At 66.3% G+C, this 18,083-nt stretch carries 12 protein-coding genes; 7 read left to right on the top strand and 5 right to left on the bottom strand.

From position 1 onward, the window contains the following. Window positions 1–71: 71 nt before the first annotated feature. Window positions 72–1,937 carry an ATP-dependent helicase gene (locus BWR19_03120; protein ID APX92016.1) on the bottom strand — a complete coding sequence of 622 codons (1,866 nt, stop codon included), beginning with the start codon at window positions 1,935–1,937 and terminating at the stop codon, window positions 72–74. A 193-nt stretch (window positions 1,938–2,130) separates the two neighbouring features. On the opposite strand from BWR19_03120, the gene BWR19_03115 reads away from it, so the two are divergent. Next, window positions 2,131–2,724 carry a hypothetical protein gene (locus tag BWR19_03115; protein APX92015.1) on the top strand — a complete coding sequence of 198 codons (594 nt, stop codon included), beginning with the start codon at window positions 2,131–2,133 and terminating at the stop codon, window positions 2,722–2,724. A gap of 16 nt (window positions 2,725–2,740) precedes the next feature. On the opposite strand, the gene BWR19_03110 is transcribed toward BWR19_03115, so the two are convergent. After that, window positions 2,741–6,670, bottom strand: coding sequence for a phosphoribosylformylglycinamidine synthase (locus tag BWR19_03110; protein APX94877.1), 3,930 nt, complete (start codon window positions 6,668–6,670; stop codon window positions 2,741–2,743). Window positions 6,671–6,827: 157 nt separating this feature from the next. Here BWR19_03110 and BWR19_03105 point away from each other — a divergent pair, with 157 nt between their 5' ends. Both BWR19_03105 and BWR19_03100 read left to right on the top strand, forming a co-directional pair. After that, window positions 6,828–8,297: a lytic transglycosylase F gene (locus BWR19_03105; protein APX94876.1), complete on the top strand. Its 1,470-nt coding sequence runs from the start codon at window positions 6,828–6,830 to the stop codon at window positions 8,295–8,297. A gap of 24 nt (window positions 8,298–8,321) precedes the next feature. Next, a complete protein-coding gene (locus BWR19_03100; protein ID APX92014.1) occupies window positions 8,322–10,322 on the top strand; it encodes a hypothetical protein in 2,001 nt (666 codons plus the stop codon). Here BWR19_03100 and BWR19_03095 read toward each other — a convergent pair. Continuing rightward, entirely contained in the window at window positions 10,319–10,786 is a 468-nt protein-coding gene (locus tag BWR19_03095; GenBank protein ID APX94875.1) for a tRNA-specific adenosine deaminase, read from the bottom strand. The genes BWR19_03100 and BWR19_03095 overlap by 4 nt on opposite strands. Window positions 10,787–10,882: 96 nt before the next feature. On the opposite strand from BWR19_03095, the gene BWR19_03090 reads away from it, so the two are divergent. Further along, window positions 10,883–11,695, top strand: a complete 813-nt coding sequence (locus BWR19_03090; protein APX92013.1) for an acyl-CoA thioesterase II — start codon at window positions 10,883–10,885, stop codon at window positions 11,693–11,695. A 33-nt stretch (window positions 11,696–11,728) separates the two neighbouring features. On the opposite strand, the gene BWR19_03085 is transcribed toward BWR19_03090, so the two are convergent. After that, on the bottom strand, window positions 11,729–12,472 hold the full coding sequence (locus tag BWR19_03085; GenBank protein ID APX92012.1) for a hypothetical protein: 744 nt from the start codon (window positions 12,470–12,472) through the stop codon (window positions 11,729–11,731). A 113-nt stretch (window positions 12,473–12,585) separates the two neighbouring features. After that, window positions 12,586–13,458: a hypothetical protein gene (locus BWR19_03080; protein ID APX94874.1), complete on the bottom strand. Its 873-nt coding sequence runs from the start codon at window positions 13,456–13,458 to the stop codon at window positions 12,586–12,588. A 176-nt stretch (window positions 13,459–13,634) separates the two neighbouring features. Here BWR19_03080 and BWR19_03075 point away from each other — a divergent pair, with 176 nt between their 5' ends. From BWR19_03075 to BWR19_03065, 3 genes are all read left to right on the top strand, one after another. Next, entirely contained in the window at window positions 13,635–14,360 is a 726-nt protein-coding gene (locus BWR19_03075; GenBank protein ID APX92011.1) for a transcriptional regulator, read from the top strand. 276 nt (window positions 14,361–14,636) lie between these two features. Next, a complete protein-coding gene (locus BWR19_03070; protein ID APX92010.1) occupies window positions 14,637–15,581 on the top strand; it encodes a hypothetical protein in 945 nt (314 codons plus the stop codon). Window positions 15,582–15,832: 251 nt separating this feature from the next. Next, on the top strand, window positions 15,833–18,061 hold the full coding sequence (locus tag BWR19_03065; GenBank protein APX92009.1) for a hypothetical protein: 2,229 nt from the start codon (window positions 15,833–15,835) through the stop codon (window positions 18,059–18,061). The last annotated feature ends 22 nt before the right edge of the window (window positions 18,062–18,083 follow it).

Below are 18,083 nucleotides of genomic sequence, written 5' to 3'. Positions count from 1 at the left end.
CTGGCCTCCTGAGGCGTCTCTCGGCATGGAGTATCGATCAATCGTGCAGTCTAGCAAGAGACGTGCGCCGCTCACAGCGCCGCACTGTCGGCGCGCCGATAGCGGCCGGTGTAGTCGAACAGCTTCTCGCGCACCTGCCAGTGGCGGCCGACCTTGCGACCCACCACGAAGTCCGGGGCGCGCAGACGGCGCTGCTCGTCGATCACCGCTTGCGGACTGGTGGGACGCCAGGCGCCCCCCGGCGCACGCAGGTGGTCGCGCAGGAACACGGCATGGAAGGCGCCGCGCTGGGCCGCGGTCTCGAGAGCGAACCACTCGGCCAGGGTGGCGCCGTCCTCATCGTGGTAGGTGACCTTGAGGCGCGGCATGCCGCGGCCGTTGACGGTGGCCTCGAGCTGCATGCCGGCCACCCGCAGCACCCGGGCATCCTTGAGCCTGAGCGCCGCCTTGAGCTTGTCGTCGGCGTCGACCAGCAGCGTCTGGCAGCCGTGGCAGCGCCGCGCGGCGATATCGTTCTCGGCGCCGCACTCGCCGCACAGCTTGAAGCGAAAGCGGAAATCGCACTGCCTACGGGCGCCCGACGCCGCGCCTCGTTCCTTATCGCCCGCGCCTCGCGAGCCTCTGCTTGCGCCAGAAGCGGGAGCGGGGTCCGTGATGAGCCCCTGGCAGCGGCGGCCGTAGTGCTCGATCACCAGCTCGCCGTCGCGCTTGCCCCAGAACAGGTTGGCGTGGCCGCACTCGGGGCACTCGACCTGCACCGGCTCGGCGTCGGAGGCGGGCTTGGGTGCGCCTACCTCCGGCGCATAGAGATCCCAGGGGTTACCGGCGTAGTCGAGGATAAGGCAGTCCTGCTTGCCCGGCGCCGGGCGCAGGCCGCGGCCGACGATCTGCTGGTAGAGGCCCACCGACTCGGTGGGGCGCAGGATGGCGATCAGATCGACGTGGGGCGCATCGAAGCCGGTGGTCAGCACCGCCACGTTGACCAGGGTCTTGATCTCGCGGGCCTTGAAGGCGGCAATGATCGCCTCGCGCTCGCCCCCCGGGGTGGCACCGGTGATCAGCGCCGCCTCGCCGGCGGGCAGGTAGCCGAGGATCTCCTCGGCGTGGGCCACACTGGCGGCGAAGATCATCACTCCCTGGCGCTCGGCGCCGCGCTCGACGATCTCGGCGATGATGCCCGGGGTGGCGCGATGGCCCGCCACCACCCGGTTGAGCTCCTCCTCGCGGTAGAGGCCGCTGGCCGCCGGCGCCAGCGCCGAGAAGTCGTAGCGCTCGACCGCCGCATCGATGCGCCTCGGCGGCGCCAGGTAGCCCTGCTTGACCATCAGCCGCAGCGGCTGCTCGAACACGCAGTCGCGAAAGAAGCAGGTCTCGTCGCCTCGCACCATGCCGTGGTAGTGGCGGTGGTAGATGAAGCCCTGGCCCAGCCGAAATGGCGTGGCGGTGAGGCCCAGCACCTTGAGGCGGGGATTGAGGCGCTGCAGATGATCGATCACCCGGCGGTAGCTCGAGTCGTCGTCCAGCGAGACCCGGTGGCACTCGTCGATCACCAGCAGCGTGAAGGCGCCCTGCCCCGGCGTCTGGGCGCCGAAGGCGTCGAGGTTCCTGACCACCGACTGCACCGAGCCGAACACCACCTGGCGCGCGCTCTCCTTGCGCCCCAGCCCGGCGCTGAAGATATCCGCTTGCAAGCCGTAGGCGAGGTACTTGGCGTGGTTCTGCTCGACCAGCTCACGCACGTGGGCCAGTACCAGCACCCGGCCGCGGGCCAGGCGCGCCAGCTCGGCGATCACCAGCGACTTGCCGCTGCCGGTAGGCAGCACCACCACCGCCGGCTCATCGCTGGCACGGAAATGCTCGACCACCCGGCCTACCGCCTGCTGCTGGTAGGGGCGAAGCTTGGGCAAGCCTGGCGGCGGGGAGGAAATCGTGGTCATCGCGATGGTCGCCCTCAAACGGCGGGGCCTGGCTAGCAGGGGTGAATGGCTGAAGGCTGACGACAGCCAATCAAAAGGGTGGCGAAGCGCCTGCCCTTAGCACAGCAAAGAGGCTGAAACCTCTCATACAGGCATCCTTAAATAACTGATGTAGAAAAGAAAAACCATAGAAAAACTGACATGAGTCACGATAATGGCGCCCAGGTTTCCGCACCATTCCGACTGGGAGCATCGCCCCCGGCCGCAAGAGGACCCTCACGTGCCCATGAACTCGACAATAATGCCAATGCCGTATCGGGCGGCACGCCAGCCGCCATTCGCCTCCAACGACCCGCAGATTCCGCTGGAGCTCCAGGCGCTCGCCAGTGCTCACGAACTCGAGGAACTGCACCGCTATCGCCAGCTCGCCTTCGCCTTTCTCACCTTCGACACTGCTACCAGCCGCCTGATGGCCGCCCTCGGCATCGAATGCGAACTCCGTCTCGAGACACTCGACGAACGCTCGGCGGAGCCTAATCATCGGTCGCCATACCGCTTGCACAAGCACATGGCCAGCAGAAGAGACGCGCCACGTCGGGCTACCATCGACACTCTTGCCCCGGCACGCGAGGCTCTGATCCAGGCCGCCGCCGATGCCAAGGCCTCATGCCACTTCTACGCGACGCTGAGTGACAACTGCACCGTGGCAGCCCTTTACCCCATGCTCAAGGCCATCGTCCGTCAGAAACAGGCGGAGCTGCAGGTCCTGGAGGAACACCGGATCCGCAGCGACGCCTGCCCGCCCTGAAGCGGCGGCTGCCGCGTCAGCCGAGCCACACCCGGGCGTTGCGGAACAGCCGCAGCCAGGCGCCGTCCTGAGTCCACTCTGCCGGGCGCCAGGAGTTGGTCACCGCCCGCGCCACCCGCTCGGGGTGCGGCATCATGATGGTGACCCGGCCGTCCGGGGTGGTCAGGCCGGTGATGCCCGACGGCGAGCCGTTGGGGTTGGCCGGATAGCGGCTGGTGACCTGGCCGTAGTGGTCGACGTAGCGCAGCGCGATCTGGCTGCTGCCCTGCATGGCGCGCAGGTGGCCGCTGTCGCGGAACTCGGCGCGCCCTTCGCCGTGGGCCACGGCGATCGGCAGCCGTGAGCCCTGCATCCCGGCCAGCAGGATCGACGGGCTCTCCTCGACCTGCACCATCGATACCCGCGCCTCGAACTGCTCCGACTCGTTGCGCACGAAGCGCGGCCAGTTGTCGGCGCCGGGGATCAGCTCCTTGAGCTGGGAGAGCATCTGGCAGCCGTTGCAGACGCCGAGGGCGAAGCTGTCGTCGCGGCCGAAGAAGGCGGCGAACTGCTCGCGGGCGCGTTCATTGAACAGCACCGACTTGGCCCAGCCGCCGCCGGCGCCGAGCACGTCGCCGTAGGAGAAGCCGCCGCAGGCCACCAGGCCCTTGAAGTCGTCCAGCGACACGCGTCCGGCGAGGATATCGCTCATATGCACGTCGACCGCCTCGAAGCCGGCACGGTCGAAGGCCCAGGCCATCTCCACCTGGCCGTTGACGCCCTGCTCGCGCAGCACCGCCATGGCCGGACGCGCGACGTTGACGAAGGGCGCGGCGATATCCTCGTCGACGTCGAAGCTGGGCTGCGCCGAGAGGCCCGGGTCGCGGTCGTCGAGCAGGCCGTCGAACTCGCTCTTGGCGCAGTCGGGGTTGTCGCGCAGCGCCTGCAGGCGATAGCTGGTCTCGGCCCAGGTGCGCTGGGTCAGCAGGCGGGTGGTCTCGAGCAGCGGCTCCTCGAACAGCGTCACTCGCACCTGGTCGTCGTAGCGCGGCCGGGCGATCACCCCGCAGGTCTCGATACCGGCGACGGCGAACTGCGCCAGCACCTCCTCGGTGTACTGGCGGTTGACCTGGATCACCGCGCCGAGCTCCTCGGCGAACAGCGCGTTGAAGGCGTCCACCGGCTCGTCGATCAGCCAGTCGAGCTTGATCTCGAGGCCGGCATGGGCGGCGAAGGCCATCTCCAGCAGCGTCACCAGCAGGCCGCCGTCGCTACGGTCGTGGTAGGCGAGCAGCTTGCCGTCGCGGTTGAGTCCCTGGATCACCTCGAAGAACGCCTTGAGGTCCTCCGGGTCGTCGACGTCGGGGCACTCGTCACCGACCTGGCCGTAGACCTGGGCCAGCGCCGAGCCGCCGAGGCGGTTCTGGCCGCCGCCCAGATCGATCAGGATCAGGTCGGACTCGTCCTGGTCGAGGTTGATCTGCGGGGTGAGCGTCTTCAGCGCATCGCTGACCGGGGCGAAGCCGGTGACCGCCAGCGACAGCGGCGCGGTGACGCTCTTCTCCTCGAGCTCGCCCCTGGCGTTCTCCTCCTGCCAGGCGGTGCGCATCGACATCGAGTCCTTGCCCACCGGGATGGCGATCCCCAGCGCCGGGCAGAGTTCCATGCCCACCGCATGGACGGCGTCGTACAGGGCCTGGTTCTCACCGGGATGGTCGGCGGCGCTCATCCAGTTGGCGGAGAGCTTGATATCGCCGAGCTTGGCGATCGGCGCGGCGGCCAGGTTGGTGATCGCCTCGGCCACCGCCAGCCGCGCGCTGGCGGCGGGGTCGATCAGCGCCACCGGGGGCCGCTCGCCCATCGCCATGGCTTCGCCGGCATGGGTGTCGAAGCTCGCCGTGGTCACCGCCACGTCGGCCACCGGCACCTGCCAGGGGCCGACCATCTGGTCGCGGGCCACCTGGCCGGTGATCGAGCGGTCGCCGATGGTGATCAAAAAGCTCTTGGAAGCCACTGCCGGCAGCCGCAGCACCCGGTCCACTGCCTCGCGCAGGTCGAGGTTGTCGAGCATCACCCCGGACAGCACCCGCGACTGGCGCTGGAACTCGCGGGTCATCTTGGGCGGCTTGCCGAACAGCACGCTCATCGGCAGGTCGACCGGCGTGGTCTCGAAGTGGCCATCCGCCACCGTCAGATGATGCGCCTCGCTGGCCTCGCCGACCACCGCATAGGGGCAGCGCTCGCGAGCACACAGCGCCTCGAAGGTCTCGAGGTCGTCGGGCGCCACCGCCAGCACGTAGCGCTCCTGCGCCTCGTTGCACCAGATCTCCAGCGGGCTCATGCCCGGCTCGGCGTTGGGGATCGCGCGCAGTTCGAAGCGGCCGCCGCGCTCGCCGTCCTTGACCAGCTCGGGTAGGGCGTTGGACAGCCCGCCGGCGCCCACGTCGTGAATGAAGCGGATCGGATTGGCGTCACCCAGCGCCCAGCAGCGGTCGATCACCTCCTGGACGCGGCGCTCGATCTCGGGGTTGTCGCGCTGCACCGAGGCGAAGTCGAGGTCGGCGCTGGAGCTGCCCGAGGCCATCGACGAGGCCGCCCCGCCGCCCAGGCCGATCAGCATCGCCGGGCCACCCATCACGATCAGCTTGCCGCCGACGGGGATCTCGCCCTTCTGCACATGACCCGCGCGAATATTGCCGTAGCCGCCGGCGAGCATGATCGGCTTGTGGTAGCCGCGCCGCTCGACGCCGTCGTTGCCCAGCGCATCCTGCTCGTAGGTGCGGAAGTAGCCGGCCAGGTTGGGGCGGCCGAACTCGTTGTTGAAGGCGGCGCCGCCGATCGGCCCGTCGAGCATGATCTCCAGGGCGCTGACGATGCGCTCTGGCTTGCCGTAGTCGAAGGCTTCCCAGGGCTGCACGAATTCAGGGATACGCAGGTTGGAGACGCTGAAACCGGTCAGGCCCGCCTTGGGCTTGCCGCCGATGCCGGTGGCGCCCTCGTCGCGGATCTCGCCGCCGGCACCGGTGGCCGCGCCCGGGTGCGGGGCGATCGCCGTGGGGTGGTTGTGGGTCTCCACCTTCATCAGGATCTGGATCGGCTCCTCGACGGCGGCATAGCGGGCGCGCTCGCCGGCCTTGCCGGTCAGCGGCGTGGCGAAGAAGCGCGGCGCACGGCTGCCCTCGATCACCGCGGCGTTGTCGCTGTAGGCGGAGAGCACGTCATCCGGCGAGCAGGCGTGGGTGTTCTTGATCATCTTGAACAGCGAATGCGGCTGCGCCTCGCCGTCGACCACCCAGTCGGCGTTGAAGATCTTGTGCCGGCAGTGCTCGGAGTTGGCCTGGGCGAACATCATCAGCTCGACGTCGGCGGGATTGCGGCCCAGGCCCTGGAACGCCTCGAGCAGGTAGTCGATCTCATCCTCGGCCAGCGCCAGGCCGAGCTGGACGTTGGCCTCGGCCAGCGCCGCGCGGCCGCCGTCGAGGATGTCGACCTGGCCCAGCGGCGCCGGCTCGTGGTGGGCGAATAGCCGTGCCGCGTCGCTTGAGTTGGCCAGCACCGTCTCGGTCATGCGGTCGTGGAGGGTGGCGACGATGGCCTCGAAGGCGTCCTCCGAGAGGGTGCCGTTCAGCCGCACCCGATAGGCCACGCCGCGCTCCACCCGACGCACCTTGGCCAGGCCGCAGTTGTGGGCAATGTCGGTGGCCTTCGACGACCACGGCGACTGGGTGCCGATACGCGGCACCACCAGGAACAGATGGCCCTCCTGTGCCGCCCCGGCCTGGCTGCCGTAATCGAGGAGGCGTTCGAGCAGCTGGCGCTGGTCGTCATCCAGCTCACCGTGGTGGTCGACGAAGTGGACGTACTCGGCGTGCAGCGTGTCGACCTCGGGAACCCGGTCGCGCAGGGTGGCCAGCAGCTTGGCATGTCGGAAAGCAGAAAGGGCAGGCGCACCTCGCAGTTCAAGCATGGTCGATCGAGCCTCTGGTGAAAGCGAAATGAGGGCCGCGGCCGGCGGCAACGAGCGCACATGATACTGGAAAGCACGCGGGGCGCGAAATCCGCGCAGGTGACAGCGGCCGCCGCGCCCGCTATCGTGGAAGGTCACGTTGCCGACCGTCTCGTTCATGCTCAAGGCCTTACTGCCACATCTGCGCCGCCACCCACGCGGCTATCTGCTGACGTGCGTCGGTATCGCACTGATGTGGCTCGTGCCCCCTCAGTCGGCGCCCCACGGCCCCCAGTGGGAGGCCATTCAGGCACGCGCCTTCCTCGCCGTTCACACCCGCAACACCCCCACCACCTACTACGAAGGGCGCCACGGCCCCACCGGGTTCGAGTATGCCCTGGCGCGGCGCTTCGCCGAGCACCTCGGGCTCAGCCTGTCGATGGATGCCGAGCCCAACGTCGAGCAGGTACTCGAGTCAGTGCGCCAGGGCCACGCCGACATCGGCGCCGCATCGCTGCCGCTGGATCTGCGCCAGCCTGGACTGATCTACAGCCGGCCGATCCTCACCCTGCAACCGCTGGTGGTCTACCGCCGCGGGCTGCCCTCGGTGCGCGACATCGACGACCTGCGCGGCCTGACCATCGCCAGCATCCGCGGTTCGGGCACCGGGCAGGTGCTGCGCGAACTGCAGCAGGAGCTCCCCGAGTTGAGCTGGAAGGAGTCCGATGGGCTGGAGGTAGCCGACCTGCTGCAGCGCATCGAGGCCGGCAGCCTCGACGCGGCGGTGGTCTACCAGCACCAGTTCAAGACCAACCGGCTGTTCTTTCCCGAGGTCGAGCTGGGCTTCCCCCTCGGCGAGCCGCTGTCGATGGCCTGGGCGTTTCCCGCCGGCCAGGGCGCGGCGCTGCAGCAGCGCGCCCAGGCGTTTCTTCACGACCTGCAGCGCGACGGCACTCTCGATGAATTGATCAGCCGTTATTTCGGCCACGACGACTACCTGGAGTACGTCGGCGCGCGCATCTTCATCAGCCACGTGCGCAACAAGCTGCCCGAATACGCCGACCTGTTCCGCCAGGCGGCCCGCGACAGCGGCTTCGACTGGCGTCTGCTCGCCGCCCTGGGCTACCAGGAGTCGCACTGGGACCCCGAGGCCACCTCGCCCACCGGGGTGCGCGGCCTGATGATGCTGACCAACCCCACCGCCGAGGAGCTCGGCGTCAGCGACCGCCTCGACCCCCAGCAGAGCATCGACGGCGGTGCCCGCTACCTGCGTCAAATGAAAGAGCGCCTACCCGACTCAATTAACGGTGACGATCGCCTCTGGATGGCCATGGCGGCCTATAATGTCGGCTTAGGTCATTTATATGATGCGCGTAATATCGCCGAGCAGCGCGGCGGTGACCCCAACCGCTGGGCCGATGTCCGCGAGGCACTGCCGCTGTTGCAGAACAGCGAGTGGTACAGCCAGACCCGCCACGGCTATGCCCGCGGCGGCGAGCCGGTGATCTACGTGCGCAATATCCGCCGCTACTACGAGATTCTCGACTACGTTGACCGCAGCCAGCAGCAGTTCTATCAGCTCAACGAGCGCCTGCCGGACGACGATGACGACAACCATCTGTTCGACGTCATCCCGCCGGTGCTCTGATACCGCCACGTCACGAGGCGCTGCATGACGCGAACCGCCCCCCTGCTGGCGCTGGCGGCGCTGACGCTGTCGTTACTGACGCTGCTGCGCCAGGACGCCGAGCCCGCCGACTACAGCACCGCCGTGCTACTCATCGTGCTGGCCGCGGCCCACTGGCGCTGCGACGACGGTCAACGTCTGCGTGCCTGGCTGCTGGTGCCTCTGCAACTGATCCTGACGCTGATAATGGTCAGCTATCTGCTGCCCGAGTACTGGCTGAGCATCGCCCACTGGAACGCCTGGCTGAGCCCACTGCCCGAGGCGCTCGACAATGCCGCCAGCGCCTACCGCTGGCGCCCGCCGGCGCTGATGACGCTATGCCTGGCGCTGCTCGGCGCCAGCCTGCTGCTGAACCTGCGGCTGGCCCTCGGCGCCCCGCTGTTGCTGGCCCTGGCCGGCCTGACGCTGCTCACCCAGGCCCTCGACCAGCAGTGGGCGACCAGCATCTGGATACTCGACCACGCCGCACCGCCGCTGCTGCTGAGTGCCGCCGCCGGCTTGCTGTTGGCGCAAGCCAGCCTGCTGCTCAAGCGTCGGCGCGAGCAGCTACCCAGGCTGCGGCGTCCGCTGCTGGCAAGCCTGACGGTGAGCGTCGCCGCGCTGCTGTTCTGGCACCAGCAGACCACCCTCGAGGACCGCCGGCAGTATCATGCCAGCGCCGTGAACAGCCAGGCGCTGGCCGAGGCGTTCGAGCGCGAGAACGCCGAGCATCTCGCCGCCATGCGCCGTTTCGTCAGTTTCTGGGAACTCTATGATGCGCCGCCCAGCGAGGCGGCCTGGGCGCGCCAGGCCGGACGCTACCACCAGGACTATCGCTACTTCCTGAATATCGCCTTCATCATGCCCACCAGCGAGATCACTCGCGTCCATCCCTTGGCCGGCAACGAGAACGCCCTCGGCGCACGCCTGTTCGACGACCAGCCGGCCGGCCGCACAGCCCTGAGCGAGGCGCTGATCCACGGCCGCGAGGGCAGCACCGGCGCCATCGACCTGCTGCAGGGGGTGCCGGGCATCATTCACTACCTGCCGGTTCGCAGCAGCAACGGTAACGAGATCCTGGGCGCCACGGGCATGGTGGTCAGCCTGCCGGCCCTGCTCGACACCCTGTTCAATAGCATCGACACCCACGCCCTGGCGCTGCGCCTGTATGCCGGCGACCGGCTGCTGGCCAGCGTCGGCACCCTCGACGACCGCGTCAACTGGCGGCACCGTTTCAGCATCGACGTTGGCGGCCAGCCGCTGCTGCTCGATGCCCTGCCGGGGCGCACCGCGCTACTGATGCAGCGCGCTCGGCTGCCCGAGGTCGGGCTGCTGGTGGGGCTCACCTTTGCCTACCTGCTGTATCTGGTGCTGTTCGCCTACCAGCGGCTCGCCGGCCAGCACCGGGCCGCCCATCACACCAATCAGGAACTGCGCCGCGAAGTGAAGGCGCGCAGTATCCTGCAGCGCGAAGTGGAGTGGCTGGCACGCCATGACGAGCTCACCGACCTGCCCAATCGCCGGCTGTTCATGGAAACCCTGGACGCCAACGCCGAACGCCGACCGCTGAGCGTGCTGATCTGCGATGTCGATCACTTCAAGCGTATCAACGATCATCTCGGGCACCTGGCGGGCGACCGCTACCTGCGCCGCATCGCCGAGATCGGCAGCGAAGTGATCACCGAGCAGCACGGCCTGTTCGCCCGCTACGGCGGTGAAGAGTTCGTCGCCTGCCTGCCGGATAGCGACGCCGCGCAGGCCGAGCAGCTCGCCGAGCGGCTGCGCCAGGCCGTTCATCAGGTCGAACTCCTGCACCACGACGGCCAGCGGCTGAGCGTCAGCATCGGCATTGCCACCCAGACCCAGGGCGCGCTGGATATCGGCCAACTGATGCAGGTCGCCGACGAAGCGCTCTATGATGCCAAGGCGAGCGGACGCAACCGGGTGGTCAGCGGGCGTCCGCTGACCGTGACCGATGCGCCTCCGAGCCAGCTGTCGCCGCGCTAGTCATCCGCGGCGTCGCGACGTGCGGCGAAGAAGTCGCGCAGCAGTCGCCTGGCCTGGACCGCCAACAAGCCACCCTCGACCGCAACGCGGTGATTGTGCCAGGGCTGGGCGAACAGGTTGGCGCGCGACTCGACCATGCCGGTCTTGGGTTCGGCGGCGCCATACACCACCCGCGCCAGGCGCGCGTGAATCAGCGCACCGCTGCACATCATGCACGGCTCGAGGGTCACGAAGAGGGTGCAGCCGTCGAGGCGATAGTTGCCGAGCCGGGTGCAGGCCGCCCGCAGCGCCTGCACCTCGGCATGCGCACTGGGGTCATGCTCGGCGATCGGCGCATTGCAGCCGGCGCCGATGATCTCGCCGGCGGGGTCCACCACCACCGCCCCCACCGGCACCTCCCCCGCCGCCAGCGCCAGGCGCGCCTGGTCCAGGGCACGGTGCATATAGAAATCGTCGCTGCGCATCGCCATCGACCACTCGAATCCTGATAAAATGAAACACCTGTATGAGCGCCGCCGTCGGCCGCTCGACTCGACCCGATCCACCCTGAGGAGTCTGACATGTCCCGCGCCCTGGATGACCTGGTTGCCCTGCTAGGCCTGGAAATGATCGAGGAAAACCTGTTCCGAGGCCACAGCCAGGATCTCGGTTTTCCCCAGCTGTTCGGCGGCCAGGTGCTCGGCCAGGCGCTGTCGGCGGCCAGCCAGACCCTCGACCCGACGCGCCGGGTGCACTCCCAGCACGGCTACTTCCTGCGCCCCGGTGACCCCAAGCGCCCGGTGGTCTACCAGGTCGACGCGGTGCGCGACGGCGGCAGCTTCACCACTCGCCGCGTCACCGCCATTCAGCGCGGCAAGCCGATATTCTTCTGCAGCGCCTCCTTCCACGGCGAGGAGCAGGGCCACGCTCACCAGCTCGACATGCCCGCCCTCGACGACCCCGACACCCTGATCGCCAACGGCGCCAAGGTGTTGAGCTTCGCCGGCCACCCCATCGAATTCCTGCATCTCGACGACCAGTATCAGCCCGGCCAGGCGGCGCGCAAGCAGCTGTGGTTCCGGCTGGCCGGCGAGCTGCCCGACGACGCCGCGCTCCATCGCTACCTGCTCGCCTACAGCTCGGACTTCAACCTGCTGACCACCAGCCTGGTGCCGCAGGGCGTCAAGTTCGGCGACCCGCGGCTGCAGATCGCCAGCCTCGACCATGCGCTGTGGTTCCACCAGGACGTCAGGGTCAACGACTGGCTATTCTACGACATGGACAGCCCCTGGGCCGGCGGAGCGCGGGGCTTTGCCCGCGGCAGCATCTACAACCGGCATGGTCAGCTGGTCGCCTCCAGCGCCCAAGAGGGGCTGACTCGTATCCGCGACTGACTAGGGAAGCACGGCATAAATGTCTGCGCTTTCTCAACCGCGGATGATCAGCACCAGCCCCTGGATGAAGTAGAAGACGCCGATGGCGGTGACGATCCAGCGCGTCCAGGCGCGGAAGTTGGCATCGGTAAGCCGCGCCAGGATACGGTTGCCGGTATGGGTGCCGAGCATCGCAAAGGGCGCGGCGAGCAGGATGATGCCCCACTCGCCGGCGCTCAGCGCCAGCGCCGAGCCGAGGTAGAAGAGGATCTTGATGGCATGCGAGACCACCTGGATCATCGCCTTGGTGGCGACGATCTGGCGGCGGTCCATGCGCGAGCGCACGAAGAAGATATCGATCAGCGGCCCGGAGACCCCGGCGGCGATGGTCAAGCCACCCGAGACGACCCCGCAGGTCAGGGCGTGGCTGGGCCGCGCTGCATCGAACTGGAACCAGTAGCGGGGCATCCACACCAGGATCGGCATCAGGCCAATAAGGATCGAGACCGTCGCCGCATCCGGCGAGTAGCCGATCCACAGCAGCAGACCCGCCGCGACCAGCACGCCCAAGGTCATCAGCACCACGATCCGCCAGACGATGAACTGCCGCGACAGCCAGGCCCGCGAGCCGTTGGCGGTCATCTGGATCACCCCGTGCACGGCGATCGCCGTGGTGGCCGGGAACAGCAGCAGCAGAAACCACAGCAGCACCAGGCCGCCGGCCATACCGAACACGCCCGACAGCATCGAGGTAAGAAACACCACGGCCACGAAGGCCGCTCCGACCAGCATCGACACGGCGACTCCTGTTAACGACAAGCGGCCGGCGTAGACATGCGCCGGCCGCTGAGCGTCAACAGTTTATATTAGCGCGCTATGTTTCGCGACGCCGACGCTTGGACATAACAGCGCTAGAGGCGAATACCCGGCTCCTCGTCGGCTTGCGGCGCACCGCGCCCACGCGGCCGCGGTGTCGGCACGTCGGTGGAGAGCGCCAGCTCGTGCACCTCGCCCTCCTGCCAGTAGCGCAGCTGGGCTTCTTCATCGGCGGGCGTGTCGCGCACCAGCTCGAGGAAGTGCATCGGCGACGACGGCACCTCGTCGTTGACCGCCAGCAGCAGCGCCCCCGGCGCCATGCCCGCCTCGTCGGCGGCGCCGCTGACGTCGCTGACCAGCAGGCCTTCATCGTCGGGCAGGCCGAGGGCATCGCGCAGGTCGTCGCTGACGCGGGTCACGGTGATGCCGAGTGCCGCCACCACCGTGTCCTCCAGCCCTTCGTACTCGATCTGCCGCGCCGCCTCACGCACCTCGGGCGCCACGTGGATGGTCGCCCCGGCCTGCAGCGCCAGCGCCAGGGCATCGCTGGGCCGGCTGTCGATACGCACCGGCGCATCGCGCCCTTCGACCTCGAGTTCGAGCATGCCGAGGAAGGTGTTGTCCTGCAGCGCATCGACGTAGACCCGCGTCAGATTCGCTTGCAGGCCATCGATGACGTCATTGAGCAGCTCATGGGTCAGCGGCCGCCGCGGCCGATCACCGCGCAGCGCGCGCAGGATCGCCTCGGCCTCATTGGGGCCGATGAAGATCGGAATCACATCCTCGCCGCCCGGCTCGCGCAGCAGCACTACCGGCGGCCCCATGGCCCCCGCCACCCCCACGGTGGCGATCTCCACCTCGATCATCTCATCGGGGTCGGCGGCCAGCTCACGGGCCACCGCCAGGCCGGCGGCGGCACTCAACATCACGCCCATCAGCAGCGACGCCAGCAGGCGTCGTGGTAACAACCTCAGCATGCTATCTCCTTGGTGGCCTTTTCGATCACCGCTTAGGCCACATAAGGTGTGTTCGGGTTCAGAATGGCACTCATCGGCGGGACCCGCCATGCGGCAAATAACCCTGTTCCCGCTGCGGCTTGTTGAGTAACATTCTGGCCGTATTGATGAGCAGACAGGACAACGATATGGGCAGGGCCTTTCAGAACCGCAAGGAATCCATGGCCAAGACGGCCGCCGCCAAGACCAAGGTCTACAGCAAGTACGGTCGCGAGATCTACGTGGTCGCCAAGCAGGGCGGCACCGACCCCGCCGGCAACCTGAGCCTGCGCGGCCTGATCGAGCGCGCCAAGAAGGACCAGGTGCCCAGCCACGTGATTGAAAAGGCCCTCGACAAGGCCAGCGGCGCCGGCGGCGAGGATTTCTCACCGGCTCGCTATGAAGGCTTTGGGCCTGGCAACTGCATGGTGATCGTCGACTGCCTGACCGACAATCCCAACCGCACCTTCGGCGACGTGCGCGCCTGCTTCACCAAGACCAAGTGCAAGATCGGCACCCCCGGCAGCGTCAGCCACATGTTCGACCACTGCGCCATCCTCGCCTATCACGGCGACGATGAAGAGGCGGCGCTCGAGGCGCTGATGGAGGCCGATGTCGATGTCTCCGACATCGAGAACGAGGACGGCCAGATCACCGTGTTCGCCCCGCACACCGAGTACGCCAAGGCCAAGCAGGCGCTGCTCGACGCCTTCGGCGAGCTCGACTTCGAGGTCGACGAGATCCAGTTCGTGCCCCAGACCACCACCCCCGTCGAGGGCGACGACGTGGCGCTGTTCGAGAAATTCCTCGACATGCTCAACGACCTCGACGACGTGCAGAACGTCTTCCACAACGCCGAGCTCGACGAAGAATAGACGCTGCCACTCAGCGGGTAGCCTGACCACCTCTGCTCGCCCGGGGCTGCTTAGCACTCGATCATCTTGTCTACCGATGGGATTCATACGCCATGTGACTTAGCTGCTATGGTGGTGGGTACAGCACAATGACTAACCAGGATGCTGGCTCACATGCAACCACGCGCCCCTCGCCCTTCGGCATGTGCCCCGAGACGTTATCGACTCATCTCGATCCTATTATGCTTTGCCCTAGCCGGGGTCACCGGGTCTACCATGGCGAACGACTACGGGCCATTGCGCCTGTCCGGCGTCAACTACTTGGGCGACCTGCCGACCCTGGTCGCCATGAAAGAGGGGCTTTTCCAAGCACATGGCCTAGATATTACGGTTAACCATAGCGCTTCAGGTAAGCAGAACCTTAGAGCACTGCGTAACGGCGAGACAGATCTTGCCCTGATGGCTACCACCCCACTAGTGTTGGATCTGCTGGAAGCCCCCCATACCGGAGAGGCAACCGATCCACTGATCTTAGCCAGCCTTGTTTATTCCAGCCGCCTCAATCACGTCGTGGCTCTCGCCGATGGTGGCATACAGCGGCCGGAGGATCTGACCAATCGGCGTATCGGCCTTATGGCCGGCACCAACGCCGAGTTCCTGTGGTGGCTCTTTACCAGTGTCCACCATATCGACGCCGACACAGTCAGCGTCGTCGACCTCCCCGTTGAGGCCCTGCCGGACGCGCTGGTCGCAGGCAATATCGATGCCGCGGTGCTCTGGGAGCCTTGGACCTCGAGACTCTCGCACCGAGTCAATGGCGAGCTTACTCTGCTGCCGGGCAGTGATATCTATATCGAGAACTGGGTACTGGTCTCGACACGTAAGCTGGTTGAGCAACGTCCAGACGCTCTGCGTCGCCTGCTGAGCGCCTACAAGGAGTCCATCGCCTTGATTGAAGCCTCGCCCGACCGGGCAATGGCCACCTACATCGACCACGCCGGACTAGAGGCGCCAGTCACTCTCACCGGGCGGGACCTGCCACTTTTCGGCTTGAGCCTGAACTGGTCGCTACTCACCGCGCTGATGGAAACCAGCCAATGGGCCAACGAGACCACCGAAGTGAGTATCGATGAGCCGCCGAATCCGCTGTCATGGATCGCGCCCGGTCCGCTGCACGACATCATGCCACTCGCTATCGGCATCCCCTTGCCTTCCGCCATAGACCGCCCCCAGACGCCATGAAACTATCGCGCCTCTCCTTGCTCAGCATCTGTGGCTGTCTTCTCGGCCTGATGTTACTGATTGGCGTTGGCCTGCACAGCCTTGGGCAGATGCAAGCAAAGCAGGGGGAAATTCATCAACTGATCGCGACACAGGCACGCATCACCGCGTTTACTTCGGGCAGCGGTGCTCTACTCCACAATCGCGCTGATCCAACCCTGTGGGACGCCTTTCAAGTCGAAGCCGAGTCCATTCAACAGGACCTGTCGGCCATGGCCGAGGAGCAACCCGGTGCCCGGCGTGCCATGCGGCATATCGACTACCTGATGGACGCCCTCGAAACGGCCTACCACATCAACGCAGCGGCAACAGCAGAGACTGTAATACCGCATCTCGATCAGCGAAGCCGGATCGTCATGAACCAGATCGCCGGCTACGGCATCGCCTTGAACTCCTCCCTCACCGAGGTCGTGAGCCAGCGCCAGGAGAATATCGCCCGCGATGCCAACCGGGTCGCTGCCGGTTTTGCCGGAGCGGCGGCCATGTTCAGCCTCTTCTGCGTCGTCGCCTTCGGGCTGATCTACAAACGCGTCATTGGTCCACTGCGAGCCCTGTCTCGAGCGACCCGACAAGTGGAAAGCGGTGACCACGATGTGCGCGTTCCCGTATCGGGATCGGATGAGTTCGCCGATCTTTCGCGTACCTTCAATCGGATGCTGGGCCGCCAGGAGGGCATGGTCGAGACACTCTCCAGCGCCCTGGCGACGCGTCGTGCGCTGATCGACTCCCTTCCCGCCCACATCGCCCTACTGGACAGTGACGGCAACATCCTAGAGGTCAACGATCAATGGCGACATTACGGCACCATCAACGGCAACCGCGATAACGCCTTCGGAGTCGGCCGCAACTACCTGACAATCTGCCAACAGGCCGACGGAGAATCCGCCGAAACGGCCTTCGACACGGCCGAGGGATTGAAGGCCGTACTGAAAGGCGAGCGGGAGTCCTTCACTCAGGAGTATCCCTGCCACTCTCCGGACCAGCCATGCTGGTTTCGCATGATGGCCAGCCGGCTGGCGACCGGGGCAGGGAGCGATCAGCGACTGGGCGCAGTGGTGATGCATGTTGATATCACCGAACGTAAGCTTGCGGAGCAAGAACTCAAGCAGCTGGCCTACCGTGACCCGCTGACCGGCCTCGCCAATCGAATGGGCTTCATCGATGCATTTTCACGCTATATCGTCCAGCACGGTTGGCGCCCCCAGGGCATCATCGCGCTGCTGGATATCAGGGAAATGCGCAACATCAATGATGCCCACGGTTATGAAACAGGCGATCAACTGCTGATCACCTTGGCGCGTCGCCTCGAGAAATATCTCTGTCACAATACGCTGATCGGCCGACTCAGCGGTGACCAGTTCACCTTGTTCCTGCCCAATGACGATGCGTCCCGGCCCCATGCCCGCCTCGAAGAGCTCGACGATATCTTCCATCGGCCGGTGAGAATCATGGAATTCGACATCGAGGTCTCGACCCGCGGCAGCTATACCCGGCTCGGCGAGCATGAACGCAGCGCCGAAACCCTGCTGCACGAGGTGGAAATTGCACTGCACGAGACCCGCCTGCGGCCCGGCAGTACTTTTCATCCCTACGAACCGGAGCTGAGCCTTGCCGCTCAGCGACGCGTCATCCTGACCCGCGAGCTTCGCACAGCCCTGGCGGAAGACCAGTTCGAGCTGCACTACCAGCCCAAGGTGGACTTGACCACCGGCGAGGTAATCGCCTGTGAAGCCTTAATCCGCTGGATGCATCCAGAGCGCGGCATGCAGATGCCCGGCCAGTTCATAGGCGTGGCCGAACAAAGCCAATTGATCGCCCCCATCGGCAACTGGGTGCTGTTCGAGGCCTGCCGCCATCTCAGTGAATGGCAGGAGGCAAAGCTCGACCTGGTACGGGTCTCAGTGAATGTCTCGGTCGACCAGTTCCGCCTGGGCGATTTCACTCAAACGGTACGCGAGGCCCTCGAGACCCATGCCATCGATCCAACGTCACTCACCCTGGAGATCACCGAAAGCGTGTTCAGCGCAGAGTCCGGGATGCTGCGCCAGCAGATCGATGAATTGCACGCCCTGGGGGTGCGGCTCTCGCTAGACGACTTCGGTACCGGCTACTCGTCGCTGCTCTACCTGCAGCAATACCCCTTCGACGAAATCAAGATCGACATGGGCTTCGTTCGCAATATCCTCGATGAGCCGCTTAATCGCAACATCGTGTCCATGATCCTGGGTATCAGCCAGGTATTGGGGGCCGATACCGTAGCAGAGGGCATAGAGAATGCTGCCGTGCGGGATGTGCTGCTCGAGTTGGGTTGCCGGATCGGCCAAGGCTACTATTACAGCATGCCCTTGGAGGTGGAGGACTTTCGCTGGTTACTCGAGAAGCATACTCGTCTCCCCATGACGCCAGTCACCTCCCCGGGAGTACCACACGACAACGGGTGATGACGGACGTCCCTTGACGTTT

Source organism: Halomonas sp. 1513, from assembly GCA_001971685.1.
Taxonomy (GTDB): domain Bacteria; phylum Pseudomonadota; class Gammaproteobacteria; order Pseudomonadales; family Halomonadaceae; genus Franzmannia.
Note: the sequence above shows the minus strand (reverse complement) of the source record. Positions and strands in the feature narration are given on the sequence as shown.

Excerpts from the sequence above, each read along its gene's own strand:
- BWR19_03120 (APX92016.1), bottom strand. The coding sequence starts at position 1,937 with ATGACCACGATTTCCTCCCCGCCGCCAGGCTTGCCCAAGCTTCGCCCC.
- BWR19_03115 (APX92015.1), top strand. The coding sequence starts at position 2,131 with ATGGCGCCCAGGTTTCCGCACCATTCCGACTGGGAGCATCGCCCCCGG.
- BWR19_03110 (APX94877.1), bottom strand. The coding sequence starts at position 6,670 with ATGCTTGAACTGCGAGGTGCGCCTGCCCTTTCTGCTTTCCGACATGCC.
- BWR19_03105 (APX94876.1), top strand. The coding sequence starts at position 6,828 with ATGCTCAAGGCCTTACTGCCACATCTGCGCCGCCACCCACGCGGCTAT.
- BWR19_03100 (APX92014.1), top strand. The coding sequence starts at position 8,322 with ATGACGCGAACCGCCCCCCTGCTGGCGCTGGCGGCGCTGACGCTGTCG.
- BWR19_03095 (APX94875.1), bottom strand. The coding sequence starts at position 10,786 with ATGCGCAGCGACGATTTCTATATGCACCGTGCCCTGGACCAGGCGCGC.
- BWR19_03090 (APX92013.1), top strand. The coding sequence starts at position 10,883 with ATGTCCCGCGCCCTGGATGACCTGGTTGCCCTGCTAGGCCTGGAAATG.
- BWR19_03075 (APX92011.1), top strand. The coding sequence starts at position 13,635 with ATGGGCAGGGCCTTTCAGAACCGCAAGGAATCCATGGCCAAGACGGCC.
- BWR19_03065 (APX92009.1), top strand. The coding sequence starts at position 15,833 with ATGGCCGAGGAGCAACCCGGTGCCCGGCGTGCCATGCGGCATATCGAC.